We start from the raw sequence: 26,969 nt of genomic DNA, 5'->3' as shown, positions 1-26,969 counted from the left end.
CCGACAGGCGTACGGCAGTAATCATAATATCTTTATACATAAGGAGGAGCAAAAACCTTTTCGGAACAATTAAAAGTATATCGTCCGCTTATGTCTGTGCGGTGAAGCAGCTTTTAAAATTTTAAGAAATTAATGTTAACAAATTAAAAACATGGAAATATGTGGAGTTCAAATAAAAAAACCGTTTATTTCCGATTGGTGTCGTTGTTTTTCGTGTTTGGCGGGGTAAGCTCTTTGGAAAATTCAGCCGAAAGATTTTTCTTGAAATCTTTTTTAACTGCGTTTCCGCGGGAAAGCTCCGGATGCTTCGAAAGATAATACAGTCTGACTGCGACATAGCACAGCGAATAAAAAATGACCATAAAAATTCCTGCCATCAGTCCGGACGCCTGTCCGGGAACGAAGGGCATACTGACCATGATCACGATCAGGGCAAGCAGGACAAACAGGGAGGTGTAGGGATATCCCTTTACCTGACATTTCCCGTTCGGCGGACAGCCGTGCTGTTTGCGAAAACGGATATGGGTCGCCATGATGAGCGTATAGGTGAAGAGCAGGGCAAAGCCGCCGGAGCTGATCAGAAACAGGTAAACTCTCGGAAACAGCAGACCGAGTCCCAGCCCCACCAGCATGGAAAAACCTGAAAACAGGATTCCGCGGCGGGGAACATCGTTCTGATCCTTCAGCCAGACGGGGGCAAGTCCCTCCTCCGCGAGCGAACGCATCATCCGCCCAAGACCGAACATGGCCGCCAGCATAGTGGACAGGATGGCAGTCACCAGCACCAGGTTCATGGCGGTACCGGCCCATCCGATTCCGCTTCTGTTCAGGGCGGCGACCAGGGGACTCGTATCCTCGTTAATATCGGCGGTCGGAATCAGGGGGAGAAGTACGGCGACGGAGAGAATGTAAAATCCGACCAGACAGAACACCGTATAATTGATTGCTTTCGGAACGGTTTCCTGCGGGTTGTCCGCTTCCGAAGAAGCGAGGCCGATAATCTCAAAACCAGCATAGGCGAACATGACGATCAGCATGCTTCCGGCGATCCCCTTGATTCCTCCCGGCATCAGGGGCTCCTTCATAAGCGCTCCCGTACCGACTGCCGGGCTTCCGGGGAAGAGTCCGGCAATCAGCAAAGCGGCAATTACCACAAAGGAAACGATGGCCAGCAGCTTGATTGCCGCCAGTCCGCTTTCCAGCCTGCTGAGCTTGTCCGCGCCCAGCAGATTCAGAGCGGTTACAATGATAATAATCAGGCTTCCGAACAGCGGGATGGAAAGATTCGGCACCCATTCCCTGACAAGGATGGAGACGGCGGTGGCCTCGCTGGACATGGCGAGAATCATTCCCGTCCAGTACACCCACCCCACGACAAATCCCGTGCCCTGCCCGTACGCCTGAGCCGCAAAGGTACGGAAAGAGCCCGAGTCGGGATTGGCGACGGTCATTTCGGACAGCGCGAACAGGATAAAGTAAACCAGAAACCCGGCTAAAATGTAAGACAGTAAAATCGACGGGCCCGCGGCGTGAATTGCCACCGACGAGCCGAGAAAGAAGGAACCTCCTATGACCGTTCCCAGCGCCATCATGGTAAGCTGCCACGCGGACAGTCCCTTTTCATTTTTCTTCATAATCCCAGCTCCGAACATAAAATCTCTCTGTTGTTTCGCAACAAAGATAGTATGTCCGGATTTTTCCTGATCCGGGCTGTCAGCTTTTTCCTCGGCGGACGATGAACTTCTGTCCATACAGCGGAATTAAAAAAGGAAGGCTGAAATCCACCGGATTTCAGCCTTAGTAAATTATTTGATATTTTTTTTATAGATGATGTACAGACCCTTTAAAGTAAGGTCGTTGTCCCAAATGATCTTGCTCTTGCAGTAAGGAACAATGTGGCGCGCAAGTCCGCCCGTAGCCACGACGGTCACGTGCTGATGCAATTCTTCCTCAATGCGGTCGATCACCCCGTCCAGCATGGCGGCATTCCCGAAAATAGCGCCGCTTTTCATACAGTCCACCGTGTTTGTTCCCGTGATTTTTTTCGGCGCCTCCAGGCTGATGTGCGGAAGCTGAGCGGTTTCTCTGGAAAGCGCTTCCATGGCGACGCGTACGCCGGGCATAATCATGCCGCCGATGTAGTTCCCGCGCGTGTCTAAAACAGAGAGGGTCGTGGCGGTGCCCATATCGAAAATAATGGCGGGCTTCGGATACTCGGCGTAAGCGGCTACCGCGTCCACGACAAGGTCGCTGCCGAGCTGCGCCGGATTGTCGATCAGAATATTCAGCCCGGTCTTTACGCCGGAGCCGACAATCAGAGAGACTTTCCCCGTCAATTTTTCAATCGCATCCTGTAAAACCACAGAAAGCTCCGGGACAACCGAGGAAATGATTCCGCCCTCTACTTTGGAGAAAGGACAGCGGTTTACCATAAAAAGGCTCTGCACCAGAATCGCGTATTCGTCGCTTGTCTTTGCACGGTCCGTGGCAAAGCGGGCGGTAAAGTGGATTTTATCGTCATCCATACAGCCCAGGACAGTATTCGTATTCCCAACGTCAACGGCGAGAATCATAAAAAATCACCTGCTTATTTTCTATTCGGAAGATTTTGGACTCCGGCATATTCTTTTTTCCGCAGCTTCAGCAGCGGCTTGCATACCGCAACGGTAATCAGGGCGGCCACAAGAGCCTCCGGCACGCCGTTTGTTCCGACAATGCCGAGCACGACGCCGATTACCGCACTGACCGGAATGGATTTGGCGGTCGCATAGGCTTCTTTAAACAGAAAATAAATCAGGCTCATTACCAGCGCGGTGTTGGTGAGAGCTCCTGAAATTCCGCCAAGCGTAAGGGAAAGATATTCTCCCTTGGAGCTGTTCTTTGAGAGCTTCTGCGCAAACTGATACACATAATACGGCACAACGCCCACCAGAATGCGGGGAATGAAGCAGATCACGAGGGCCAGAGGGCTGCCGTGCGCGGTTCCCGGGACAGGAATAAAGGGACAGAACGCGAAAGAGAGTACGGACGGTGTCATGTAGTTGCTGAGCAGGCTTGTCAGGCCAAAAATGCCGCCCAGAATCGCCCCGCGTTTCGGTCCCAGCACAATCGAGCCGATGATGACCGGGATGTGGATGATGGTGGCTTTGATAATCACCAGATTGATAAAACCAATCGGGGTGAAAGCCAGCACGAAAATGATGGCGGCGAACAGCGCCGTCAGGACAAAGTCCCCATACTTTGCGGATTGTTTATTCACTTTTATTACCTCCTGCTGCTGTTCCGTTGCCGGATACAGCGCAAATTTCCTGTTTATTATATCAGTCTGTGGGAAAAAGTCAATCGCTTTATCCAATCCTAAGGAAATAGCGATAGTATTTCCGATTGATTCTGCAACAAGATTGCGTTTCTCTCAAATTTAAAATGGAATTGCAATAGGCACCATTTGATGATAAAAAACGATGGGTTTTAGCCGAAACAGACGAATTCCTTGATTTCTCAGACAGTACCTGATAAAAAAAGCCGCCGATGAATCAAAAAATCCAACGGCGGCGAAAAGGCAAAACTGTCAGCGGTGGCCGCGTGGCCGCATCCACCCGTGGGGACGGCGCGGTTGTGGAATCCTCGGACGACGGGGAGGGAACCACCACCAGATATAAGGTAATCTTAACATAATACACACCTCAGTATTATGATATGCAATGATGCTGAGGTGTGGAATCGTTTTCGACTTTCTTTATTCGTGCTGCAGACCGTTGTTTTCTTCATTTTCCGGTTTCGGAATATGGTAAATTTCCGTGTAGGATTCAGCTTCCCCTTCGGATACCGGAGGAGTCTGTATCAGGCCGGTGCATTCCGTCGAGGAGATGACGTTGTCCGTATAGAAAAAGGAATCCTGATCGTTCAGCTTCAATTTGCGTTTTTGTATATCGCTCATTAGGTTGTCCTCCTTAATTTTGATGATATCTTAGTTTATCCAAATCACAGAATTTATTGCATAATAAATGCACCCCTCATCGATTTCGGACCTTGGGGTGCATTCTATGGGACGGCTGCGTATTCACATACTGCCGTGGTTGGGCTGAGAAATATTTTTTAAGGCTTCCTGGGCATTGTCCTGCTGGGTGGGCTCAAGGGAGATGTCACCCAGCGCGACGATCCCGATCAGGCTGTTATGGTCCACAATGGGAAGCCGTCGGATCTGTTTTTCACTCATGATTCTGGCGGCGTCATGGACATCCATATCGGGGCTTCCGACGACCGGATCAGAGCTCATGATATCCCTGACCGTCTGTTTCGCGTCCCCGCCGTCCGCCGTCGCCCGCAGGGCGATATCCCGGTCGGTGACGATGCCGATGACCTTATCCTGACTGCACACAGGGATCGAACCTACATCGTATTGCTTCATCAGCTGTGCGGCCTTTTCGATGGAATCATTTGAATCCAGGCTCGCAATTTTTGTTGACATGATTTCTTTTACTTTCATAATCCTCACCTCAGTGTTAGTTTTCCTTTGATGGGCGGAATTATTACCGGTTCAATAAATTTCATGCGTCAAATGCCGCCTGTGCATAGAAAAAGGACGAACCGAAGAAAAGCTACGTTCAAAGCTGTCCGGAATGTTTTATCTGCGTTCTGAATATCTTCACCATGATTGCTTTTGAACAGATTCCTATGGCGAAATACAGCGGCAGTCCATAATAGGTTTTCCATGTAATCATTTGATAGATACCGCTCAAAACAAAAAGAGGCTCAAGGACGAAACACGAGAGAACGGACATAATAATCGAGGCAATCGCGAAGCTCTTCCATGTCCGGAAATGTTGATAGATCACAGAGTAGACCAGAGGCAGGCTTGCCAGGTCAATAGCCGCTATGGGAGGAAACAGCGGAAATATCTCCACGGGATAATCCCAGAGAGTCATTTCCTCACCCAACTCGTCAAGGATCAAAATCATCACGGTTACAATGCCTGCATACAGAATGATCTCATTCAGTCTGGATTTGTCGACTGTTTTCCACCAGACAACAATAGAAAACAGAAACACAAGCAGCAGCAGCCACCACCTAAAACGCAGCAGCTCGGTCTGAAACCATTCTTCAAAGCGGGCGGAAGTCAATTTCCATTGAATGTCGGCGTTTGCCAGCATATTATTCGGTATCAATTACATCCGCTCCTTAATTTCGATTCGCCGGGACACTGATCTGATTTTTTTCTCTGATCGCGTAAATTTTCATTACCGCTGCTTTTATGCCGATTGCCACTATCGTATAAATCGGGAAGCTGAAATAATATTGCCAATGAATAAGATAGTAGAATCCTCCCCAGGTAAGGAGCGGCTCAAACAGAAAACAAACTGCAGCCGATGTTATGATAACTGCATATACAAACCTTTTTCCCTTGCCGAAGTGCTGATAAACCAGTGAATAAATCAGGGGGAAACTTATTAAATTAACGGAAGACAACGGCGGGAATATGGGAATAAGATCGGTCGGATAATCCCATAACGTCAATTCTTCCCCGTATTCGTTGATGCCCATAAAGACTATGACGGACAAAATCACAAACAAGCAGATTTCCATCGATCTCGATTTATCAAGCATTATCCACCAGATCAATGCAAGAATTACAAGAAAGGCAATCAAAAACCACCATTTAAAATGGAATACGTCTTCCCGCAGCCACTCTTGGATATGGATATCCGTCAGTTCTTTTTGGATATCCACACTTTTGGGGACAGCAAACTCTTTCGCAAACATCGAAATTCTCCTAAAAATGGTACATTCAAATAAATTTTTATAAATCCGCTAAAGGAATTTTAAAATGGAATACTCCGCCGGCCACTAATGCAAATAATATCACCCATGCCCATATCGGATTTTTATAGTGCAGCCGCAGCAATGGGAATACTCCAACGTAAAGCAAAACGGACCACCAGAGATTCCAGCCGTTGTAATATTTTATCTCTCCATGGGAATAAAGCACGATTTCGACGAACGACATCACGGCAATAAATGCACATAAATACGCGATCTGCTTCATTCTGCCCTTGGGGTATCTTGATAAAAACAGGATTACCACACAGGGAAAAATCAAAAAGCCGAATAGATAATCGGCTAATCGGTCAATCGACGTTGAGCCATAGTAGAGCCACAAAGGTTTTTTGCAGGTGATAATGTCTTCCGTCAGATTTCCAATAATATAAAAAAGCATTGTCGGGTAATACAGTTTCCAGTTTTTCCAATCGCTCCACTTATAGCAAAGTCCTAAAAATACGATTTGCATGATGGCAAGCGTCAAAATTTTACACGTCCTCACAAATTGGAATTTTTATAGTACTTTACAGCATTTCCCAGTTGGTTCTGCAACAAGGCTGCGTTCCTTCCCACCGAAGGTGGGGGAGGAACGCGTTTTGTCTCGCAACTGAAATGGAATTGCTGTAGATAGTTTGTTCCTGTATTTTTGCTGCTTTAGAAATGATGGTTTATTAGTAGAAAGGGACGCTTCCTATAATTTCTCCAGCCGTCCCATTTTCTATACAATAAAATAAACAAGCAAATGCAAGCGCACCCTCTGCCGCAGGAAAACCGCGGCGGGGGGTGCGCTGTGCTAGGGAAAGCAGTTCTTTACCAAATTTTGTTGATTTCAGCCTGGCGGCGCAGTTCCTCGCGAAAGTCCGGGTGCGCAATGTTGATGAGCGCTTCGACGCGGCGGCTCACGTTCAGCCCGCGCAGCCACGCAACACCGTATTCCGTTACCACGTAGTCCGTGTCGTTGCGGGACGTGGTGACCACCGCGCCTTCCTGCAAAAACGGCACAATCTTTGAATGAAGGATCTCTTTGCCGTTTTCGTCCTTGGTGGTATAGGTGGAGTGCATGGCGATAATCGACTTGCCGCCGGGGGACATCTGGGCACCCTGCACGGTTTCCGACTGTCCGCCCGTGCCGGACCATTGGGTATGGCCCACTGTTTCCGAAGCGCATTGTCCGGTAAGATCAACCTCCAGTGTGGCGTTCACCGAAACAAATTTGTTGTTTTTCCCAATGGTGTACGGGTCGTTGGTAAAGGTGCAGGATTTAAACAAAACGGATGGATTGTTGTCGATGTAGTCGTACAGCCTCTGGCTGCCCATTGTAAAAGAGCAGACCGAGTAGCCGTTGAGCAGACCCTTCTGGGAATTGTCCACCGCGCCGCATTCAAGCAAATCCACCATGGTTTCCGTAAACATTTCCGTGTGGATTCCCAAGTGATGTTTGCTCTTCAGCTCTGTCGCCACCGCGTTCGGAATATTGCCGATTCCCAGCTGAATCGTGGAGCCGTCCTCGATCAGTGAGGCAATAAATCTGCCGATTGCCGCATCCGTTTCGGTGTAGGGAGCCAGCTTGCTTTTTAAAATCGGACGGTCGGATTCCACAACTGCCGCAACCTCGGAAATGTGAACCTGTGTATCGCCGAAGGTACGGGGATAATTCGGGTTTACCTCCACGATGGCAAGCGCCCCTTTGTTGATCAGGTCCCGCTCATAAATCGCGCTGACGGAGAGAGACATATATCCGTGCTGATCCATGGGTGATACCGTGGCCAGCACCACGGGACGGCGGTTTTCATAAGCGATGCGGTCAAGAGTTTTGCGTAGAATGGAGGTGGAGCTTTGGGGCACGTCGCTCACCAGCTTTTTGGTTTGTGCGTCGCGCAGACCGGCATTGAAGAACCAGCCGTTGTGCGCCATGATACCCTTCATTTCAGGGTCCTTGAACGCCTCGTAATACTTCAGGGGCAGACAGGTGTTCAGAACCGTGTTTTTTACGCCGGTCTTCTTGAGATGCTGTAGTTTTTCCAGAATCGCCTCGGGCTCCCCGGCGGCTTGGGCGGAAAACAGATAGTCGTTGTCCTGAATCAGCTCGAGTGCCTGTTCTGCGGTCATTTTTTTCTCACGGTATATTTCTTTAAACGATTTCATAAAGATATTCCTTTCCATTCTTACTGCTTCTTTTCTTTCGTGGTACGCCCCGTTTCCGGAAGGAGGAACGATCCGAGAAAGAAGGTGGCGCTCATTACCAGCGCGATGGTCAGTCCGGCCGAATACCCGGATTTGTCGATCACAATGCCGATCAGATAGAATACGACCGATTCAATCACATAGGACAGCGCCCAGAACAGCCCCATGATGGTCGTCAACTTTGCGGGGGACATGTTCGGCAGTTCCTGCGGAATCATTACGAGGGAGGTGATCGGCAGGAACATCAGCACGCCGATGGCAAAGGCGGCAATGATCGAAAGTATGCCGTTTTTCGTGTTAAACATCAGCACACCGAAAAGGGTCATGGCCAGACCGCTCCAGCGGATTACGGGCAGGCGCTTGAAGTATACCCTGGACAGAAGAATCGCCAGCACGGAACCGACAACGCCGCCGACCGCCACCAGAGTGCTGAGTGTTTTAGAGTTGATTGCAGTAACACCGGAAATCGGGAAAATATTGAGCAGCACAATGTAGAAGGTAAGTAATCCGGAATACGTAAGCGGCAGGAACCAGTTGTTTTTTTCCTTGATCGCATCTCCTATGGTATATTTTTCCGCGTCCGCTCCGGAGGAACGGTTCAGTTCAAAGTCCTGTCCCAAAACGGGCCACGCGATAAACAATACGGCGCTGATTGCTGCGAAAAACGCCATGCTGTACTGCCAGGTCTGCATCCAGCGGATGACCGGGCCGACGATCAGCATTGCGATGATTCCTCCGACATTGTAGGCCACGTTATTGAGCGCATTGACTGTCGGTCGTTTCTCAGGGGCAAAAAAGTGAATGACAACGGGGCTGAAATAGACGACGTACAGCGCACCGCCAAACCCCATAAGAAAGCGGCCCAAAATAAAAATCCAATACTGCGGCGCCAGCACAGCCAGCGCGCTGCCCGCGACGATCAGCCCGGACCCCAGACCGATCGCTTTTTTGGGCAGCAGCTTGACAAGAATTCCGGCAGCCAGGAAGTTGCCGATGATTTTTGCGATAGTAATCGCGTTGGAAATGAAGGTTGCCGAAGCAAACGACTGCAGATTGAAATACTTCATGATCTGCGGCGTCAGCGTACTGCCGGCGACCCAGTTTACGGCGAAAAACGCGTATGTAAAAAACATCACCGTTTCAATCAGAATGGCTCTGACGGAAGATACTTTTTTCTCTTGCTCTTGCACAAATACCTCTCCTCTCGCTTACATACAGCCGCATGCAAGCAGTTCATTCAATTTTGTCTGCTTTGGCCAAAGCATTTCTTTACTGTAATCATAGCACGGCATTTTTCAGAGGAAAAATACAAAAAATTCATACCCGTATGAATTAAATTCATACAAAAACACCTTGATCTATCTATTTCAGAATTGCAATCACGGAATTTCCAAGTATAATGAAGACAGAGTAAAAGATTGAGGAGGGAATCCCCAATGACAATGATTCAGCTGGCTTACTATGTGGAAGTGGTAAAGCAGCGTAATTTTACAAGAGCGGCTGAGAAGCTTTTTGTCAGCCAATCGACCCTGAGCAAGGCCATTCGCGCACTGGAGAATGAATTTCAGGCGGAATTCATCGGACGCCGGGCGAAGGATCTTCTGATTACGCAGGACGGTTTGGCGTTTTATGAATACGCAACAAAGCTGCTGGACTATTATCAGACCCAGACGCAGGAACTGGAGCAGCGGCTGCGCTGTGCGGGCGGTTCCCTGACGCTCGGCCTGCCCCCGTCCGCCGGAACCATCTATTTTTCCTCCCTGATTTATCAATTTCGGAAAGCTTACCCGGAAACCGACCTGCAGATTACGGAGATCACCTCCAAATCGATCCGGGATATGGTGGACGACGGAACGCTGGACCTGGGCGTGGTGATCGAACCGTTTTCGGACAGTAAGTTTTACAGCCAAACCGTTTTTCATTCGGAGGCCGTGCTGGTCGTCCCCAAGCAGCATCCGCTTGCCGCCAAAAGCAGCGTGGACTTCGGGACGCTGGGTACAGAGCGTTTGTTGATGGTTTCTCCGGATTATATGTATTATGATGTAGTGATGGAACGCTGCAAAGCCGCGGGCTTTACGCCGAACATCGTTTTTGAAAGCTCCCAATGGGATTTGCTGCTGGAGATGGTAGCAAATAATCAGGGCGTCAGCATTTTGCCAAAGCCTCTGGTCGATAAGCTGTACTCCGGCCGCGTGTGTCATCTCCACCTGAAGAACCCGGAATTTCCCTGGGCGCTCTCCGTTATTTACCGTACGGATAAGTTTCTGACCGTACCCATGCAGCGTTTTTTAAAAATCTGCGGCAAGTCAAAGCCGACCCCTTAAAGCAGTATGGACGGGTTAGAAGCAGTAACGGACGGAGTAAGGGCAAAGGGCTTGATGCAAAACAGCCGATAAAAAAGTCGGAGTGACCGGCCCATAGGGTCGGCAGCTCCGACTTTATACGTTTCTGTGTATTTTTCAAGGCAAAACAAAAAATCCAGGAACCATCAGGTTCCTGGATTTTTACTTGGTGGAGCATAGCGGGATCGAACCGCTGACCTCCACACTGCCAGTGTGGCGCTCTCCCAAAGTATCGGGTGTGCACCACCACAAAACCCAACCCGCATATGTAGATATTTACTCAGCTGTAGAGAGTTTATGGAGGCTGCATCAATTTACGATGCCACCGCGGGACGCGATTCTTCATCGTCGCTGATGCTGTCAAGACCATTCAGAAATTGCTGCACATTCAGGTTCAGCTCAATGTCCAGTTTATAGCCTTTGAATACATTGACTCTCTTGATGATGTAGTTCGCGATCATCTTCTTGACTTCCATATCGCTGCCATCGAAAATCTCCGACCATGTGCGGATGCGGGAAAGTTCAGATTTCATTTCAGTTACCCTTGCATTGCCGCGTTCCAACTCGGCTGTTAATGAAGTCAACCGTTCACTGGTGGCAATCACCTTATCGCGGCACTCATTTACAACCTCTGACAATACATCCTTGGGCATATCGCTCGTGCCAAGAACGACCTTTACCATTTCAGCTTTCATGGATTCGTACTCGGTGGTAGCCTTGCTGTTCTCGGCCTTAGCCCGTTTAACCTCGGCTCGTAATTCCGCCATCCGGCGATCCTCCGTGCTTCCAAGAATCATGCTGTCGGAAGCCGAATTCATGCGGTCAAAAATCTGATGCAGGACCTGAACCACCGCATCGTCAAGGATGTGCATAGTATAGCCTGTTTGTCCATCGCAGTCAAGACGGCGCCTCGTTTTGTTATAGCAGATATAACGAATGCGCTTGACACCCTTTTTTTCACCGTTTGCAAGCCTGACTACTTTGCCGTTGGTGGTTAGGACCAGGCGCCCGCCGCAATGTCCACAGAATACATTTCCGGACAGAAGCGATTGACCTGCGGTGTTTAGCGGAACCGTTCTTTCGTTTTTCTTCTCATTTACCCGCTCAGTCATAAGCCTTTGCGCTAAATCAAAAGTAGAGGGATCAACGATTTGAAGTTTCTCGAACGGCTCTGAGAAAGTGGTGCCGCTCCGGAGGACGCCCTTGTATATCACGTTGTGCAGAATTGCGCCTACCGATGCGTCATGCCAATTGGTTCCCTTGCGAGTCTTGATTCCCTTATCATTCAGGAACATGGCAAGCCGCCAGCGTCCGTAACCTGCCGAAACGCATAAATTAAACATCATGCGTACTACTTCGGCTTCTTCCTCGTCAATGACCAATTTGTAGACTTCATGCTTGCGCTTGTTGATGATGCCGCTTTTCTCGAGACAATAACCATATGGAGCAGTGCCGCCGCGGAAGCGTCCCTCCTGAACCATCTGTCCAAGAGCAGTTCTGGTTCTGATGGAGGTTTTCTGACTTTCGCCGTCAGCCTGCCAAAAGCGGATATAGTTTGTCAAGCGGTCGGTGTGGGACTCAAACCGCTGCTCTCCTTCATTGACGCTCCATACTCTGACACCCTTTTTTACGAACCATTCCACTACAAAGGGAGTTTCATCGGCTTTCCTGCCGAGCCTGTCGAACATAAAAACCAGAAGGATATCAAATTTGCCTTGCTCTGCATGTTCTCTTATGAGCTGGATTTTGTCACGCTGAGCGGCACTGACTTTATAGCCGGAAACACCGTCTTCCTGTTCTTCATGAACAATGGTCCAGCCCATGCGGTCTGCAAATTCATGGCAGGCTTTGCGCTGCATGGGAATGTCGGCCTGATTCTGTTCATCATGGTCTACCTGCTTTGCGGTAGATACTCTGTATAAACAATAAACTCTTTCAGCCATTTTGTATCCGTCCTCTCATATCGTTGGTGTTTTGAGTGAGAGACCGGACACTTGATTTTATTCAATTGTCAAGGAGCAGTTGGTTTTTTGCCAACGCCATTATCTCACACAAAGCAGGAAAAAGCTATACAAATAGCTGATTTTTCGCATATTGACATTAGAAAAAACCGCCTTTAAATTGTGCTTTGCGTTTATGCTGTCCTAACTACATAAGCATTTATCAAAGCCTTTTTTATGAAATCAGCCGCTTCTTTGTTCGGCTCCGCAGAAAAAAGCAATGTGACAGGTAGTCCATTTACTTGGATTCTTATAGTCTCAGCTCTTGTATCCGGCTGCTTTGCCTTCATAGTGAAGCCTCCTATTCCATGCCCATGGTGAGCTCATGGATTGCATTGATATCTCTGAACAATCTGATTTCTCCTTCCAGCGGTGAATAGAGCTTTATGCCCGACTGCTCCAGCTTCCGGAGAAAATCCAGCGTTTGTGCCGAATCTCTCCCGAGGCGGCTTAGTTGTTTTACTAACAAGACATCCATCCTGTCTTGTTCAGCGGCACGTTCGACTGCAATCAGGCCGGGGCGATTATATTTCAGGCCGCTTCCCAAATCCTCGGAACAGCCAACAATGGTGAATCCCAGCTGATCCGCATAGTCATAGAGCTCTTTTTTCTGACCTTTCAGCATGCCGTGGGCATCCTCCGGCGCGTCAATGCGGCAGTACAGCCACGCTCTTTTTTTCAGTCCCATTATAAAAACCTCCTGTTCCTAAATAATGTGGTTTGACCTCACAAGGGCGCGGCAGGGCGCAATTGTCCTGCCGCGTAGTTTCTAAGGTCAAACGATTTGCTTGTTCTTCATTTCAATTTAATGCTTCTATTCGGCACTGCTTCCCGAAGCGAGGGCGGCAACATAAATGGTTTGCCGGTTAAGCAAACACCATAGGGATTTCACCTCTCCGTGGTTCTCACCGAGCCGCCCCCATTGCGTGATCCCGCTTTCAGGCGGGGCTGTGGCTGGACGGAAGTAGCGTTAGCACTGTCCGTTTCATTGCGAAACAACCCACCACGGGCTGCTTTATAACCGGGCTTTGCCGCTCGTCGCCTTCGATGCCATCGGTTCAACGGATGTCTGTCACCCATCCGCAGGTAGTCTTGGCGCGCCCGTCAATGTCGCTGCCGCTCATCACGGCCGGACAGATCATGTATTTATGTTGCCGGATATGAAATTTTCAAGGAGCAATGAGGGAAGAGTAAAACCCCCTCACTTATTTCCACGTTGAGTGAGGGGGTTGAGCGGATAAATTTTTATTTTCCCATAAGTTTTTTTAATTCCGCCAGGATTTTTACCTTTCTATCGTGAATTGTCCGCTGCGCGATCCCGGTTTCTCTGGATAGCTGGCGCTCGCTCTTATCCATAAAAAAGAGAGCCGTGATCAACTCCTGTTCTTCCGGGGCGAGATGTTTGAGGCAGGCCAGCATTTTCCCGATCAGCACCGTCTTGATCGCGGCATCCTCAACACTTTCAATCTCGGTGACAAACTGTCTGTTTTCCTCCAGAAGCCGCTCGTAGGAGTCCTCTCGGCTGGGAAGGTATGTAGCGGTGCCACTGCCATAATCAATCCTGCACCGTTCGACTTTGATGTCGTACTGCTGGTATTCCATCAGGCGGTCGCTTTTCTCCAGAACCTCGATAATTTCTTTGCTTACATCGGGATATTTATCCCGGTAATTTGTTTTTCTCCGATACTTTGCCATAAGCTTGTCCTCCATTTCGTGATTGTTGAAATCCGGAAATGAAGAACAAGCGGAGGGGATCGGCAATGTCGATTCGACACGCTTCTACAAAAAGAAAAGAGCTTAAAATCGAAACTGTTCTTTAGCGGTCGAGGCGGGGCTTTTGTTGTCGAAAATAAAAAATCAGCACTTTGCCCGGGACGGCAAAGTGCTGATTTTTGAATATATTCAGTTAATGGAGGCGAGTGTGTACGGGATTCGCCGTCTTTATTTCAACCTCCGGAAAAGGAAGAAGTAAAGAATATTCATGGGTTCCCCTTTCACCAAGGGACATAGCAGAGCCATGAATGATCTTTGTTCAAATTATCCGTCAGAAGCTATAAAAACAATGAAAGCCTGCCCGTAAAAAGGGCAAGCTTTCAAGTGCGACTTCCGGCAGCCAGGCTGTCATAGCGCGCTTTTACGCACTTTAGACCCTATGGCTTTGCGTCCCCATCGTTAAATGGGTTTGCCCTTGGTTTGACTATTTTGTTGTTTTAACATCTTTCGGCTTGTGCTTCCGTATGATAGGCGCACGTGATTTGCAGGGAATGGGGGGATTCCATATTACTGTTTCCATCAACAGCAGCATGACTGATCGTCCTGAATGGTCAGCTCGCCATTTTCCGCTGCAAGTGTCACAGCCTCTGTCCTTGTTTGAGTCTGGTCATCCATCATAACAGGGACCCCGTCAATGGAAACGGACTTCTCGCCTGCTTGCAATTTGATCAGTTCAAATTGCAAGGATGTGCCGCAGCAGGATTGCTGCTGTGATACTTTTAAACAGTCACAATCATTGGAATCAAATGCCGCCTGAATCAAGGATTTTGCTTCTTCTGTAATTTTCATCTTTCATTTCTCCAGTTCTATCATTTTATGATATCTTTATAATGACACAATCGTCCCATTGGAAAGTGTTAGCTTATATTGTCAGCAGTTTATCTCCTTCGATTTCCTCAGCGCTCCATGCAATTACCGCAAAATTTCCCTTGGAATGTTCATCCACCTTGTTGATCCACTCGATTTCGTTGCTCACCTTTGCGGAAAGTATTTGATTCGTTGTATCGGTCCGGTAGAAAGACGAATTGATTACCCACCATTTTGTTTCGATGCTGGCGCGCTTTAAATCTTCCTCCAGGCGCAGTGCTTCATAGACGGGCGTATCCTCAGCCAAAGTCACAATAATGACCTCGGTTTCATCAGGATTGCGGAGGCGCGGCAGAAGCTTCCGTGCGGATTCGGGGATTTCGCCCTGGGAGCGTTTGATCTCCTGATTGTAGCTTTGTGTGGAATCCAGCAGCAAAAGGGTATGCCCTGTCGGAGCGGTATCGATCACGACGGTCTGGTCTTCCGCTTTCTCTACAACTTCGGCAAAAGCCCGGAATACTGCAATTTCCTGCGTACAGGGAGAACGTAAATCCTCCTCGATATAAGCGATATCATCAGCGGACATGGTTTTCTTTGCATTGGAAAGCACTTCTTCCTGATATTTTTTCAGTTCGGCTTGTTCATCAATATGGCTCATGGTGATGCCGCTGGCCTCGCTGATTACGGATTTCAGGTGCCCGGCCGGGTCCGTCGTAGTCAGATGAACTTTCCTTCCTCTTTTTGAAAGGCCCAGTGCAATTGCGGCCGCAACGGTGGTTTTCCCGACACCGCCTTTCCCCATGGTAAAGATGACCTTTTTATTCGTGCGATACAGATCGTCAATGACATCTTCCAGATGAGGAATCGATTTAGCCCTGACTTTTTCATCGCGGATCTTATACTGATCCTGGGTCAGAAAAGCCCTGACATTGTCAATTCCGGTGATGTTATAAGCCCGCAGCGGAATCCGGTATGCGGTCAGTTTTTTCAAGCCTTGCGGGATGTCATGAAGCGCGTCTTGCTGTTTCCGATACAGGCTCTCGGAAACGCTGTCGTCATAGGAAGTCAGCACGCCGTTGATCACCAGTGTCTGATTGTTGATACCGATCTCCGCCAGTTCCCTGGATGCCCGTTCCGCTTCTTTCAAAGGTGCTTCTTCCGGACGCGAAACAAGAATCAGCGTCGTCTGCTTCCCGTCGGACAAGGTTCTGACGGCTTCTTTATAAACTTCCTTTTTACTTTCCAATCCCGAAAGCTGACCTAAACAGGAAGCTCCATGCGTATTTTCACTGATGAAATTGCTCCAAGCGGACGGCAGTTGCAGCATGCGAAGCGTATGCCCTGTCGGAGCGGTATCGAACAAGATATGATCATAGTCTTTCCGCACCGTTTCATCTGTGATGAATTTTGAAAACTCATTGAAAGCTGCAATCTCGACCGTACACGAACCGGAAAGCTGTTCCTCCATATTTTTAATCACCGCATCAGGCAGCTTGCCGCGATAGGGGCCGATGACACTTTCCCTGTATTCTGCTGCTGCCTGTATGGGATCAAGGTTGGAAACAACCAAATTTGGAACTTCTTTAATCGCTACCCCTTTGTTCGTAAGCTCCGTATGGAAAACGTCCTGCAAATTTGAGGCGGGGTCCGTACTGATTAAAAGCACCTTTTTCCCTTTGTCTGCAAGGGTGACGGCCGTGGCGCATGCTGCCGATGTTTTTCCGACTCCACCCTTTCCCGTGTAAAACAAATATTTCGTCAACCTAATTAATTGTGGATTAAAATTCTCCATGATGATACCTCCAATCTTTTATAAAAAGATAAGGAGCATCCTCGTCCCTTGTGAAAAATTCACACAACTGATTTGGGAAGATATGCTCCTATCGTCTTGTTAGAAGTGCTAAATCTCTTTCTCAGCAGAAAGTATGAACCGAATCAGCAGCACTTTCCTCCCGAGCAGCCGCATCCGCCCGACCTTCTCGGAGTGACCTTGACAACCTTCGGCTTCCCGCCGAACAGATTTGCCGGGACGCCGAGTAGGTTGGCAAATTCTTCATTGGTGGGGTACCGGCCTGCGGTCACGATTTCTCCGTCCAAAACAGTGACGGGCAGCCCATCGACGCCCTTTGTGTTGATAAAGTGATTGACTGCCTTGTTGTTTACGAACTGCTGCGGAGCATTTGACAGATTGAACCGTTCAACATTGATCCCGTTTTTCTTGAGTGTATTCAGGGCAGTCGAAATCCTGAGAAGTTCGGGGTCCACTCCAACTCCGCAAAGGCCAGTCGAACAGCACATGGCAGGTTCAAAGATTTGCATTTTTTTCATATAAGACATCTCCTAAAAATTGTTATTTACCATTGATCGTCGACCGACGATCAATGGATAGATTGGTTAATTAAAACAACTCACCGGAATATTCAAGAGCGTTGCGAGCTCATCGTTGGTTGGATATCGGCCCATAAATACAATTTCATCATCCAAAACAATGATTGGAAGCTTTCCAAGACGTTCCCCATTGTTGATGAGCTTATTAATGGATTTGTTGTTTATAAATTCCATTGGCAAGTCTAAAAGGTTAAAACATTCAACCTTAATGTCGTTTTTCTCCAACGTCTTGAGAGATACTTTGAATCGAATCAATTCAGAATTAGAATTATCATTGCGTAATCCAATGGTGCAGCCCAACGCCGATTCAAAGATTCGCATTGTTTTCATGAAATCGCTCCGGATAAATCAGTTCGCCAGTCATTTTTGAGCCTCTGGTTTATGGAGCGGAAGCCCATTTCCATCAAAATATTTGCCTTTCAGATAGAGCGAAAGCCGTACAAGTGAAATCATCACCGGTACTTCGATCAACGGCCCAATAACTGCAGCAAATGCTTGCCCGGAACTGATACCGAAAACTGCGACCGATGTGGCGATAGCAAGTTCAAAATTGTTGCTCGCGGCGGTAAAAGATAATGTCGCGGTCTGGTCATATTTGAAACCGCTCTTGTATGAAATAAAGAAGCTGATTACAAACATCAGCACAAAGTAAATCAGCAGTGGAATTGCAATCCGCACTACATCAAACGGTAACTCAACGATCATGCGCCCTTTGAGCATAAACATGATAATAATCGTATAGAGAAGCGCTATAAGAGCAAGCGGTGAAATCTTTGGTATAAAGGTATTGTTCAGCCATTCCTTGCCTTTGATTCTGATCACCGAGAATCTTGTGATAATACCGGCTGCAAACGGAATGCCAAGATAAATGAGTACGCTATGTGCAACTTCCAAGATTGATACGTGTACGGCCTCTCCGCCCCATGAGAGATGTAAAGCTTCCGGTAAAACCGTGACAAAAAACCAAATGTAAACGGAGTAAAGAAGGATTTGGAAGATTGCGTTGAGGGCGACCAATGCGGCACAATACTCGTTGTCGCCTTTCGCCAGCGTATTCCAGATGATCACCATGGCAATGCAACGGGCAAGCCCTATGACAATAATGCCGATGGCATACTGCGGTTTGTCTGGTAAAAAGATGATCGCAAGGAGAAACATCAGGATCGGGCCGATGATCCAATTTTGTAAAAGCGAAAAGCTGAATACCCGCTTATTATTTGCCACCTTACCAATTTCTTCGTACTTAACTTTAATAAGCGGGGGATACATCATAAGGATCAGTCCGACTGCGATAGGCCACGACGTCGTCCCTGTGCTGAGGCTGTTAATTGCATTTGCCGCAGACGGGAAAAAGTTACCGACGGTTACGCCAATGGCCATGGCAAGAAAAATCCACAATGTAAGGAATCGATCCAGAAAAGACAATTTTGCTTTACTTTCTACACCCAACTATAAAACCTCCCAAGTGAATAATGATTAACGAATTTTATATCGTTTTGTTATTTAAACATCTTGTTATTTAAACATCCGCACAGATTTTGACCTTTGCATTTCCGGCATTCTTCCCGGTCAACTTTGTAAGTCGGAAGTTCTATCAGTTTGCGCTGAAGGTACTCCCAAAGCTCAGCGTTTTCTTGCTTAAAATTATCGTCGATCCGGTAATACGCCCATTGTGCCACTTTGTAGCTATCCAAAATCCCGCAATTTTTTAAGGCTGTCAGATGCCGCGAAGCATTCGATTGTGTCATTTTCAACGTGGCTTCAATCTCGCATACGCACATTTCGTTTTCCAAAAGTAAAGATAAAATCCGTAACCTGCTTTCCTCTGACAATGCCTTAAAGACCTCGATCATTCATTCCACCTTCCTTGAATACACTTGCTTCGCTAATTGAGATCAGTGCAGCGATGGCCGACCTTATTGAAAACCATTCATGTTATTTAGACAGTACTTTGCATTACTCTGATCTGTTACACCGCACATGTTTTCAATACTATAGCGTATATTATTTCTGTTTGTGACGCCGCACATATCGCTAATTCCAAATTGCGTATCCTCTCTGCACGTGGCTATATTCATATTGTTGATGCTGAGATAATCTGTCATAACATAATCCTCCTTAACCACCGTATGATGTATTTGAAGCACCCTGTTCCAATATCGCTGTATGATCATATATGCATATACTATGCCCATAACAAGACATTTGTTACAATGGCAATATAACAAATTATTAAACTGGATTTATTTTGCTATAATACCGAAAATTTCTCATAAAATTCAATTCGTTTCCACTATTTCATTAAGCTTTTTCTTTAAAGTCGTCCTGTCGGATTTTTCCAAGGGAAGAAGCATAAACAAGTCAATCCTTCTGGTTAATTCATTCACCAGGGTTCTGAACTGCTTCAAGATTTCTTCATCAGTACCTTCAAAATATTTCGGATCAGGAAATCCCCAATGCACATGTATAGAGGGGCCAGCTATTACTGGACATTGATTTCTTGCACGATCACACAAAGTAATTACAAAGTCGAAGTACTGATCTGAAAATAATTTCAGGGATTTTGGCTTACAGTCACTTATATCGATGCCAATTTCTTTCAATACCTTGATGGCATAGGGATTAATTTCTTTTTCAGGTTCGCTTCCAGCACTATAAGCAATTATCCGGTCTTTCCCTTTCGAGTTGAGAATTGCCTCGGCAATTTGGCTTCTTGCAGAGTTGCCTGTGCATAAGAATAATACCTTTAACATGATTGCCCCTCCAACAGTTTCAACTTTTTCAAGTCATCTCAAACCTTTTGGCACCGATGATTAAGACGGGCTGAGAGCGATCTTATTTCTCTCCATGCGTTTTGCCATATTGTTTTTGTCCGCCTGAAAGGTTATATACTTTTTTAACCCCTTTGCCCAGCAGAATGTTCTGTGCTGCGTTTCCGGTCACGCCCTTATTGCAGTAGGTAACCGTAATCGCGTCCTTATCCAACGACTCGGCCGCGGCTCTCACTTTGGCGTGGGGGATGCTTCTCGCGGTTTCAATATGATTCTTCTCATATTGCGCAGCAGCTCTGGCGTCGATCAACGTATAGGGTTTCCCAGACCGCATCAGGGTATCGAGCTCCTGCGCCGTGATCAGCGGTCTGCCCCTGTGAATGGCATTATCCAGGATCATCCCGGTGTACATCACCGGGTCCTTTGTGGTAGAAAACGGCGGGGCATAGGCCAGATCAAGATGGAAAAGATCTTCCACTTTCGCCTTGAAGGTAATCGCCGTCACAAACACGTCGATTCTCTTGTCCACGCCCTCATATCCGACGATCTGCGCGCCCAGGAGTCTGCCGCTCACGCGGTCGGCGATTCCCTTGATGACCATTTCCCTGCCGCCCATATATTCCGGCTTGTTGGGTTTGATGTTGTGGCAAACCTGGACTTGATAACCCAAGGCAAGCGCCTCACGTTCGGAAAGGCCGGTCTGAGCCACCGTCATATCAAATATTTTGAAGATTCCGGTACCGAGTATGCCTCTGAATTCCAGATCGCCGCCCGTCATGCTGTCTCCGGCGATTCTGCCGGTCTTGTTGGCTGTAGAACCCAGCGGCCGGTAAACCGGTTTTCCCGTCACCGCATGGAACTGCTCGATGCAGTCTCCGCAGGCATAGATATCCGGTTGGCTGGTTTGCATCTTTGTGTTCACACGGATCGCACCGGAAACGCCAAGCTCGATCTCCGCCGCTTCGGCCAGTGCCGTGTTGGGGCGAACCCCGGCAGAGATCAGAACCAGATCCGCAGGAATCTCTTTGCCGCCCGACAAAACGACACTACTTTCCGTAATCTCTGTAATAGAAACGCCCGTCAGGACAGGAACGCCATTCTTTTCTATATGGTCCTGCACATAGACCGCCATGTCACTGTCGAGCCCCGGTGTCACTTGCGGCAGCTTTTCCAGCAGGGTCACTTCTAAACCGAGTTTTTTCAGATTTTCACAGACTTCCAGCCCGATGAAGCCCGTTCCGATGATCACCGCGCGCTTCGGGCTGTTTCCATCGATATAAGTTTTGATGCGGTTCATGTCACCGATATTGCGCAGAGTAAAGACGTGCCGTCCGTCTGCGCCCTTGATTGGTGGAACGACCGCCCGTGCTCCGGTTGCAATTACCAGCTTGTCATATGAATCGGAAAACACCTCTCCGGTGGTAAGGTTTTTGACTTTCAGAACCTTTTGATCGGGGTTAATTGAGAGCACTTCATGACGGGTCAAAATATCCACATTGTATTTACTTTTGAAAAACGCGGGATCGCGTGGGGTGAGTTCGTCTGCGTTTTCGACTTCACCGCCGATGTAATAGGGCATACCACAACCGGAATATGAAATAAAGCTGTCCTTGTCATAAACGACGATTTCGGCGCTTTCGCTGTTTCTTCGTGCCTTTGCCGCGGCGGACGTTCCGGCGGCAACCGCACCTATGATTATAATTCGCATTTTCCTTCCTCCTCGACATTATTACAGATACAATCCCGATATTCCGATGTGATTCCGTCCCAGAAATTTTTTATGGCAGTAACTTTTTTGTCGTTGATCGTATACCTCATCCAGGTTCCTTCGCGCCTGCCGTTCACAAGGCCGCAATCCGTCAGAATTTTCATGTGGTAGGAAAGGGTAGGCTGCGTGATCTTGAAGGATTCCAGAATGTCACAGGCGCACATTTCGCCGCAGGAAAGAATCTCGACGATCTTCAGCCGAGTTTCGTCGGACAGCGCCTTAAACACCGGGGCATATTCCGCGTGGGAATATCTCATTTTCTGTACACCTCCCAGTTTTGCATAAGATAGACATGCATCAATTTCATTCAAATTCATCTATATTATATACTTATATCGATGAATGTCAATATGCTGGCGAAAATTTAATAATAAAAAACCCAAGGCGGTAAGCTATTTCTGCGGCCCTGGGTTTAATGATAATATTTATGTAAATTTAGTCCAGCTCCAAGTTACCATTGCTTTTTACCGGTGCTGGCTTACTTTCCCTCTCTAAAATATCAGTTAATATTTCTACAGCACCTCTGACATATTGCTCACAGAGCTGATGATGCTCCGGTTCTCCCCATTTTACTGATCTCGTCAGCACACGGCAGCAGGTAGCCTTATATCTTTTTTTAAACTCATTATGCAATTCCTGAGTTAAGGAAAACACCTCATCTACATTGCCTTCTGTACTTGTTCTGCCTTTCACGGCGCTTAAAACCATCACTGCACCTGTCAGCGAGCCGCAGCAGCATTTCGACGCACCTAAACCTGCGCCAAATCCGGTTGCCATTTTTATGGCAGTGTCATTCAATCCCAGGCCAAGCTCCTTATTAAAAACCTGAAGAATTGCTTCCGAACAATAGAGCCCATTTCTGAATAGATCAACGGCTTGGGTGGCCAACACTTCTTTTTGTAATGTCATTGCTGTTGATCCCCTCTAAATTAAAGTAATCAGATATGTAATATATATTATGATACAGTATAAAGTCAATATCGATGATTGTCAATATCTTTAAATCGAAAAATCGAATTTATAAATATTTTTAGAACTGGTAAATGCCTGACAAGAAAAGGAGCTTCACGAATTTTGTTCGTGAAGCCGCCTTCTGACTAATTCGACGATTTCGGAAATCTCCTGCTCCAGCATTCCATCCGGCAATATTCCTCATAATCGGAGTTGCTTTCCCTTGGAGTTACCGCGACGATGATCAGTAAAATTATGAAAAGAAGAACCATTTTATGCCACTGCTTTCTACTTGAAATAGATTGATTCAGCCAACAGCTTTGCTTCTGCGCTCCATTAAAACGACGTCATGCCATTTTTCATTTGACATCTGTCCTAATCTTTCTCTGAAGCCAAGCTCCCGAAACTTGCATTTCTGATGTAATTCTCGGCTGTGGGTATTTTCTTTGATGATTCCGGCTTGTAAAGACCAGAAACCTTCTTTTTCCGACTGATGAATTAAATTTTTCAGGAGTTTAGTTCCTATGCCCTGATGTTTATATTCCGGATCGATGTATATGCTGACTTCGGCTACTCCCGCATAGACACATCTGCTGGAGGTTGGGGATAAAGCTGCCCATCCCAAAATCACATCATTGAATCGTGCAACAAAACGGCAGGAATTCAGATGGCTTTGATCCCACTCCTTCCAGCTTGGAACGTCTCTTTGGAAAGTTGCGATCCCGGTTTTGATGCCTGCCGAATAGATGGTAGAAACCTGAGGCCAGTCGGCCGGTTCCATCTTCTCAATCGTAAAGTCCATTTCAAAGCCTTTCTCTATTTATATGCCTTTACATGTGCGCCCGCAAAAGCACCGTCCAAGGCATCTTCGTTTAGGTGGGAGTAAATCTCACCAAGTTCCTTTTCTTCCGCAATACTTCGGATGATTTCTTTTGTATAGATATTGACAGGCGTAATTTCTACGTTTGTAAAGCCGACTTTTTTCAGAATTCGTTCATATTCTGCGACGCTCAATGCCCCGGAAATGCAGCCGACCCACATTTGGACGCTTTTGCGAATCTCATCCGGAACGGCTTTCAGTTCAACAATATCAGCAATCGCAAGTCTTCCGCCCTTTTTCAAGACCCGATAAGCCTCTCTCAGAGCGACTTCCTTGTTCTCAGTCAGGTTGATTACACAGTTCGATGTAACAACGTCAACAGATTCGTCTGGCAGTGGAATATTCTCAATGTATCCTTTAATAAATTCAACATTTTTCGCGCCGATCTTCTCCTTATTGCGATTCGCCAGTTCCAGCATTTCGTCGGTCATATCCAATCCATAGGCTTTGCCTGTTTCGCCCACAAATTTTGCGGAAATCAGCACGTCTATCCCGCCGCCGCTGCCCAAATCCAGCACCGTTTCACCCTTTTGCAGGTTTGCAAGGGCAACCGGATTCGCGCAGCCCAACGAGGCCCGGATCGCTTCTTCCGGCAATCCGGCAACATATTCTACGGAATACAGATCATTCGATATATCACCGCAGCAAGACCCACCACCGCAACAGGAACTTTTTGCGGTTTCAGACACTTTTTTTGCAATATCGCCGTAATGCTCCTTGATTTCTTCCCGAATGTTCTTCGACATAAAGATAGCCTCCTTAAAATTAGCAATAAAATCATTTCCGATTAACAGCATTTGTTGCGTTGCGCCGCGTCCGCCAGGAGCTTCAAGCCTTCCAGCACCTGACTTCTTTTATCCTCTGGAATGGAACCGAATATCCCTTTGTAGTAGCTCTCCATGCTTTTTTCAATATTCTGGAATACATCTTTGCCCTTTTCTGTCAACTGAATTGTAACATATCTCCTGTTTTCAGCATCCAGTTCCCGCACCGCTAAATCCGCTTCCACAAGGTTATTGACAGTCCGGCTCATGGTACTTTTGTCCACGCCCAATAAGTCGGCAAGGTCCACCAGTGATATTTTTTCTTTCCGGCCAATTTCGACAATGGCGTGACATTGCGTGATCGTAACGCCGCAGCAAGAGGCATCGCCTTTTTCCAGGATGCCTAAGTTCCTTACAAGCACCCGGATCAGCTCTCTCAGGATTGCGCTCCCTTGGTCAATCATTTCATCACCTCGTGCATATTCTATCATACAACAGTTGTATATTGCAATAGTTAAATAAAAATATTTTCCTACGTTGGGGGTAGGGAGTGGGGGCCAGCTTGCTACCTCTGCCGGCAAAAGACTATCTGCGGCGGCGTCCGGCGTTTTTCGGAAGAAGACCTGGAGTGGCTTGGTCTGGTTTTTTGCCTGAAAAACACCGGAATGCCAATCAAAAAGATCAGGGAATTCGTCGATCTGAGCCGCAGGGGGGAGCAGACTCTGCCTCAGCGCTGCGAAATTCTAATGGCACATAAAAGGGATGTGGAAGGTCGCATCGCCTCCATGAAAAAGCAATTGGCCAAAGTGAACCAGAAAATTCAATGTTTCAGTTCCCAGTCCAAGGCTTTCTGTGTCAGCGGTAAAATCCAAAGGCCGTTGGTTTAAATTCTGCCTCCGCAACCAAACAGAAGGGGCTGTTGCAAAATGGCCCCTTTTCCTATGTCCGGGGCAAAGGCGAAAAATTGCTTTTTGCCCCATACCCGGCAAAAAGCGGCCCTTTTGCGGCGATTCTGCCCCACACGCTGGAGCAGTCCGCGAGGGGCCGTTTATTTTAAAAGCGCTATAGCAGTTGCTTTCTTTCATTGAAGAAGGTCCGGTAAGAGAGAAAGCAGGCCATAAATGAGGAAATCGCCGTCGTAGACAGCAGCATGAATGTCACCATGATCTGGTACCGGATTGCCATGAGCGGGGATATGCCGGCAAGGATCAGCCCCGTCATCATGCCGGGAAGGGAGACGATGCCCAGCGTCTTCGTGGAGTCGATGGTGGGCACCATCCCCGTGCGGATCGAGTCCCGGAGAATATCCATCGAAGCCGGAAGAAGGTCCGCGCCCAGCGAAAGCTTGATTTCCACTTCGTTCCTCCGGCTTTTGAAATCGCCGGTGAGCTGCCGGTAGCACAGGCCGATGGCGACCATGGCGTTGCTGATGATCATGCCGCTGATCGGAATGATCTGATTCGCCTCGTACCGCACCGCGCCGGAGAGGACCAGGACGGAAAGCGTGGCGCCTGCGCCGACTAAAATGGAAAGGAAAGAAATCAGAATTCCGTTTTTGATCCCTTTTCCCCGCTTGGCCGCGTTAAAGGCCGCGTTAAAGATCATGAAGAGCACAATCAGCGTCGTGACGGCCGGGTTGCGGAGTCTGAAGATAAATTGAAGGACATATCCCACCGCAAAGAGCTGGATGACCGCCCGTATGACGCTGATGAGGGTCTCTTTTTCCAGCCTGAGTTTCTGAAAATAGGAAAACAGCAGAGAGACGAGAACTAACGAAGACGCCATCAGAAGAGAGGCGTCGCTGATATTCGCACCGTTCATTTGATTTCCTCCGATGATTGGATTCGGCCGTTTTCCAGAGTCAGCAGCCGGCTGGCGTATTTCCGGCTCTGGGCGGTGTTGTGGGTGACCCACAGGACCGTGACGCCCTTCCGGTTCAGCCGGAGGATTTCTTTTTCAATCAGTTCCGTGTTCTCGGCGTCGAGTGCGGAAGTCACTTCGTCCAGCAGCAGAATTTCCGGTTCGAAAAGCAGCGTGCGGATCAGGGAGATCCGCTGTTTTTCCCCTCCCGACAGCCCTTTGACCTCATGCGAGAGGTAGCTTTCGTCCAGATTGAAGCGGGCGAGCAGCGAAACGATTTTTTCCCGGTCGATCTTCCGGTCCCTGACGCGGTAGGGAAACGCGACGTTGTCTTCCACCGTATTCCCCCAGAGGACCGGCTCCTGAAAGCAGTAGCTGATTTTTTTCCGCAGCCCGATCGGGTCTTCCTGAAGCATATCCTTCCCATGGAAGAAGATTTTTCCTTCCGTCGGGCTGATCAGATGGCAGCACAGCCGTAAAAAGGTACTCTTCCCGCTTCCGGAGGGGCCGACGATGGAGACAAAGTCGCCGGCTGAAAACTGTGCCGAAACGTCTTTGAGAATCTCTTTTCCGCCCTGCCGGTAGGAAACATCCCGGAATGTGAGCTGTTCCAATGCTTTCACCTCAAGATCAAGACTTTCCGCGGCGGCAGCGGCCGCTTTTT

Annotated in this window: 32 protein-coding genes and 1 riboswitch; of the genes, 3 read left to right on the top strand and 29 right to left on the bottom strand. The window is 47.9% G+C overall.

The annotated features are described in order from the left end of the window. Nucleotides 1-185 precede the first annotated feature (185 nt). From ACRQU7_RS10970 to ACRQU7_RS10960, 3 genes are all read right to left on the bottom strand, one after another. Nucleotides 186-1,634: an amino acid permease gene (locus ACRQU7_RS10970; protein ID WP_444640833.1), complete on the bottom strand. Its 1,449-nt coding sequence runs from the start codon at nt 1,632-1,634 to the stop codon at nt 186-188. 171 nt (nt 1,635-1,805) lie between these two features. Beyond that, a complete protein-coding gene (locus ACRQU7_RS10965) occupies nt 1,806-2,573 on the bottom strand; it encodes a type III pantothenate kinase (protein ID WP_444640831.1) in 768 nt (255 codons plus the stop codon). Nucleotides 2,574-2,587: 14 nt separating this feature from the next. Further along, nucleotides 2,588-3,259, bottom strand: a complete 672-nt coding sequence (locus ACRQU7_RS10960) for an ECF transporter S component (RefSeq protein WP_444640829.1) — start codon at nt 3,257-3,259, stop codon at nt 2,588-2,590. Between the two features lie 269 nt (nt 3,260-3,528). Between ACRQU7_RS10960 and ACRQU7_RS10955 the strand changes: the two genes are divergently transcribed. Next, nucleotides 3,529-3,675, top strand: coding sequence for a hypothetical protein (locus ACRQU7_RS10955; RefSeq protein ID WP_185741074.1), 147 nt, complete (start codon nt 3,529-3,531; stop codon nt 3,673-3,675). A 61-nt stretch (nt 3,676-3,736) separates the two neighbouring features. Here ACRQU7_RS10955 and ACRQU7_RS10950 read toward each other — a convergent pair whose 3' ends face one another. The 7 genes from ACRQU7_RS10950 to ACRQU7_RS10920 all read right to left on the bottom strand — a co-directional run bounded on the left by ACRQU7_RS10950 (nt 3,737) and on the right by ACRQU7_RS10920 (nt 9,191). Continuing rightward, nucleotides 3,737-3,937: a hypothetical protein gene (locus ACRQU7_RS10950; RefSeq protein WP_038324376.1), complete on the bottom strand. Its 201-nt coding sequence runs from the start codon at nt 3,935-3,937 to the stop codon at nt 3,737-3,739. A 123-nt stretch (nt 3,938-4,060) separates the two neighbouring features. Then, nucleotides 4,061-4,486, bottom strand: a complete 426-nt coding sequence (locus ACRQU7_RS10945; RefSeq protein WP_444640826.1) for a CBS domain-containing protein — start codon at nt 4,484-4,486, stop codon at nt 4,061-4,063. A 118-nt stretch (nt 4,487-4,604) separates the two neighbouring features. Further along, nucleotides 4,605-5,165 carry a CBO0543 family protein gene (locus ACRQU7_RS10940; RefSeq protein ID WP_444640824.1) on the bottom strand — a complete coding sequence of 187 codons (561 nt, stop codon included), beginning with the start codon at nt 5,163-5,165 and terminating at the stop codon, nt 4,605-4,607. 13 nt (nt 5,166-5,178) lie between these two features. Continuing rightward, a complete protein-coding gene (locus tag ACRQU7_RS10935; protein WP_444640822.1) occupies nt 5,179-5,760 on the bottom strand; it encodes a CBO0543 family protein in 582 nt (193 codons plus the stop codon). A gap of 37 nt (nt 5,761-5,797) precedes the next feature. Next, on the bottom strand, nt 5,798-6,301 hold the full coding sequence (locus ACRQU7_RS10930; RefSeq protein ID WP_141825332.1) for a CBO0543 family protein: 504 nt from the start codon (nt 6,299-6,301) through the stop codon (nt 5,798-5,800). Nucleotides 6,302-6,627: 326 nt separating this feature from the next. Beyond that, on the bottom strand, nt 6,628-7,962 hold the full coding sequence (locus ACRQU7_RS10925; RefSeq protein ID WP_444640819.1) for an acetyl-CoA hydrolase/transferase family protein: 1,335 nt from the start codon (nt 7,960-7,962) through the stop codon (nt 6,628-6,630). A gap of 20 nt (nt 7,963-7,982) precedes the next feature. Next, nucleotides 7,983-9,191, bottom strand: coding sequence for an MFS transporter (locus ACRQU7_RS10920; protein ID WP_444640817.1), 1,209 nt, complete (start codon nt 9,189-9,191; stop codon nt 7,983-7,985). A 246-nt stretch (nt 9,192-9,437) separates the two neighbouring features. Here ACRQU7_RS10920 and ACRQU7_RS10915 point away from each other — a divergent pair, with 246 nt between their 5' ends. Continuing rightward, complete coding sequence (locus tag ACRQU7_RS10915) at nt 9,438-10,325, top strand: LysR substrate-binding domain-containing protein (protein WP_444640815.1); 888 nt, start codon at nt 9,438-9,440, stop codon at nt 10,323-10,325. A gap of 332 nt (nt 10,326-10,657) precedes the next feature. Here the strand turns inward: ACRQU7_RS10915 and ACRQU7_RS10910 are convergent, their stop codons facing one another. The 17 genes from ACRQU7_RS10910 to ACRQU7_RS10830 form a co-directional block, all read right to left on the bottom strand. Continuing rightward, nucleotides 10,658-12,286 carry a recombinase family protein gene (locus ACRQU7_RS10910; protein ID WP_444640813.1) on the bottom strand — a complete coding sequence of 543 codons (1,629 nt, stop codon included), beginning with the start codon at nt 12,284-12,286 and terminating at the stop codon, nt 10,658-10,660. Nucleotides 12,287-12,477: 191 nt separating this feature from the next. Further along, a complete protein-coding gene (locus tag ACRQU7_RS10905; RefSeq protein ID WP_164919018.1) occupies nt 12,478-12,633 on the bottom strand; it encodes a hypothetical protein in 156 nt (51 codons plus the stop codon). An 11-nt stretch (nt 12,634-12,644) separates the two neighbouring features. Then, nucleotides 12,645-13,031, bottom strand: coding sequence for a recombinase family protein (locus tag ACRQU7_RS10900; RefSeq protein WP_444640810.1), 387 nt, complete (start codon nt 13,029-13,031; stop codon nt 12,645-12,647). Between the two features lie 557 nt (nt 13,032-13,588). Next, complete coding sequence (locus tag ACRQU7_RS10895; protein ID WP_444640808.1) at nt 13,589-14,038, bottom strand: sigma-70 family RNA polymerase sigma factor; 450 nt, start codon at nt 14,036-14,038, stop codon at nt 13,589-13,591. A 410-nt stretch (nt 14,039-14,448) separates the two neighbouring features. Further along, nucleotides 14,449-14,540, bottom strand: a riboswitch (cyclic di-GMP riboswitch). 95 nt (nt 14,541-14,635) lie between these two features. Next, nucleotides 14,636-14,905: a hypothetical protein gene (locus ACRQU7_RS10890; protein ID WP_128742608.1), complete on the bottom strand. Its 270-nt coding sequence runs from the start codon at nt 14,903-14,905 to the stop codon at nt 14,636-14,638. A 73-nt stretch (nt 14,906-14,978) separates the two neighbouring features. Further along, a complete protein-coding gene (gene arsA, locus ACRQU7_RS10885; protein WP_444640806.1) occupies nt 14,979-16,715 on the bottom strand; it encodes an arsenical pump-driving ATPase in 1,737 nt (578 codons plus the stop codon). 143 nt (nt 16,716-16,858) lie between these two features. Next, a complete protein-coding gene (arsD, locus tag ACRQU7_RS10880) occupies nt 16,859-17,251 on the bottom strand; it encodes an arsenite efflux transporter metallochaperone ArsD (protein ID WP_066648736.1) in 393 nt (130 codons plus the stop codon). 66 nt (nt 17,252-17,317) lie between these two features. Continuing rightward, entirely contained in the window at nt 17,318-17,641 is a 324-nt protein-coding gene (locus ACRQU7_RS10875; RefSeq protein ID WP_444640803.1) for an arsenic metallochaperone ArsD family protein, read from the bottom strand. 30 nt (nt 17,642-17,671) lie between these two features. Beyond that, nucleotides 17,672-18,760, bottom strand: coding sequence for an ACR3 family arsenite efflux transporter (gene arsB / locus ACRQU7_RS10870; RefSeq protein WP_444640801.1), 1,089 nt, complete (start codon nt 18,758-18,760; stop codon nt 17,672-17,674). 50 nt (nt 18,761-18,810) lie between these two features. Beyond that, nucleotides 18,811-19,164 (bottom strand): metalloregulator ArsR/SmtB family transcription factor, encoded by a 354-nt coding sequence (locus tag ACRQU7_RS10865; RefSeq protein WP_444640799.1) that lies wholly within the window; start codon nt 19,162-19,164, stop codon nt 18,811-18,813. Nucleotides 19,165-19,590: 426 nt separating this feature from the next. After that, nucleotides 19,591-20,064 (bottom strand): arsenate reductase ArsC, encoded by a 474-nt coding sequence (locus tag ACRQU7_RS10860; protein ID WP_444640797.1) that lies wholly within the window; start codon nt 20,062-20,064, stop codon nt 19,591-19,593. An 82-nt stretch (nt 20,065-20,146) separates the two neighbouring features. Continuing rightward, nucleotides 20,147-21,790: an FAD-dependent oxidoreductase gene (locus ACRQU7_RS10855; RefSeq protein ID WP_444640795.1), complete on the bottom strand. Its 1,644-nt coding sequence runs from the start codon at nt 21,788-21,790 to the stop codon at nt 20,147-20,149. Continuing rightward, nucleotides 21,778-22,107, bottom strand: coding sequence for an ArsR/SmtB family transcription factor (locus ACRQU7_RS10850; RefSeq protein WP_444640793.1), 330 nt, complete (start codon nt 22,105-22,107; stop codon nt 21,778-21,780). The genes ACRQU7_RS10855 and ACRQU7_RS10850 overlap by 13 nt, the downstream gene beginning before the upstream one ends. 178 nt (nt 22,108-22,285) lie before the next feature. Continuing rightward, a complete protein-coding gene (locus ACRQU7_RS10845) occupies nt 22,286-22,759 on the bottom strand; it encodes a C-GCAxxG-C-C family protein (RefSeq protein ID WP_444640791.1) in 474 nt (157 codons plus the stop codon). A gap of 349 nt (nt 22,760-23,108) precedes the next feature. Next, nucleotides 23,109-23,603, bottom strand: a complete 495-nt coding sequence (locus ACRQU7_RS10840) for a GNAT family N-acetyltransferase (protein WP_444640789.1) — start codon at nt 23,601-23,603, stop codon at nt 23,109-23,111. 14 nt (nt 23,604-23,617) lie between these two features. Further along, a complete protein-coding gene (arsM, locus tag ACRQU7_RS10835; protein WP_066648714.1) occupies nt 23,618-24,427 on the bottom strand; it encodes an arsenite methyltransferase in 810 nt (269 codons plus the stop codon). 41 nt (nt 24,428-24,468) lie between these two features. Continuing rightward, nucleotides 24,469-24,909 carry a MarR family winged helix-turn-helix transcriptional regulator gene (locus tag ACRQU7_RS10830; RefSeq protein ID WP_444640787.1) on the bottom strand — a complete coding sequence of 147 codons (441 nt, stop codon included), beginning with the start codon at nt 24,907-24,909 and terminating at the stop codon, nt 24,469-24,471. A 54-nt stretch (nt 24,910-24,963) separates the two neighbouring features. On the opposite strand from ACRQU7_RS10830, the gene ACRQU7_RS10825 reads away from it, so the two are divergent. Continuing rightward, nucleotides 24,964-25,332: a MerR family transcriptional regulator gene (locus ACRQU7_RS10825; RefSeq protein ID WP_444645585.1), complete on the top strand. Its 369-nt coding sequence runs from the start codon at nt 24,964-24,966 to the stop codon at nt 25,330-25,332. 175 nt (nt 25,333-25,507) lie between these two features. Here ACRQU7_RS10825 and ACRQU7_RS10820 read toward each other — a convergent pair whose 3' ends face one another. Both ACRQU7_RS10820 and ACRQU7_RS10815 read right to left on the bottom strand, forming a co-directional pair. Beyond that, nucleotides 25,508-26,266, bottom strand: a complete 759-nt coding sequence (locus ACRQU7_RS10820) for an ABC transporter permease (RefSeq protein WP_444640785.1) — start codon at nt 26,264-26,266, stop codon at nt 25,508-25,510. Then, on the bottom strand, nt 26,263-26,928 hold the full coding sequence (locus tag ACRQU7_RS10815) for an ATP-binding cassette domain-containing protein (protein WP_321173108.1): 666 nt from the start codon (nt 26,926-26,928) through the stop codon (nt 26,263-26,265). The genes ACRQU7_RS10820 and ACRQU7_RS10815 overlap by 4 nt, the downstream gene beginning before the upstream one ends. Nucleotides 26,929-26,969: the final 41 nt, after the last annotated feature.

The organism is Caproiciproducens puteiluti (assembly GCF_052442865.1).
Classification (GTDB): domain Bacteria; phylum Bacillota; class Clostridia; order Oscillospirales; family Acutalibacteraceae; genus Caproiciproducens.
Note: the sequence above shows the minus strand (reverse complement) of the source record. Positions and strands in the feature narration are given on the sequence as shown.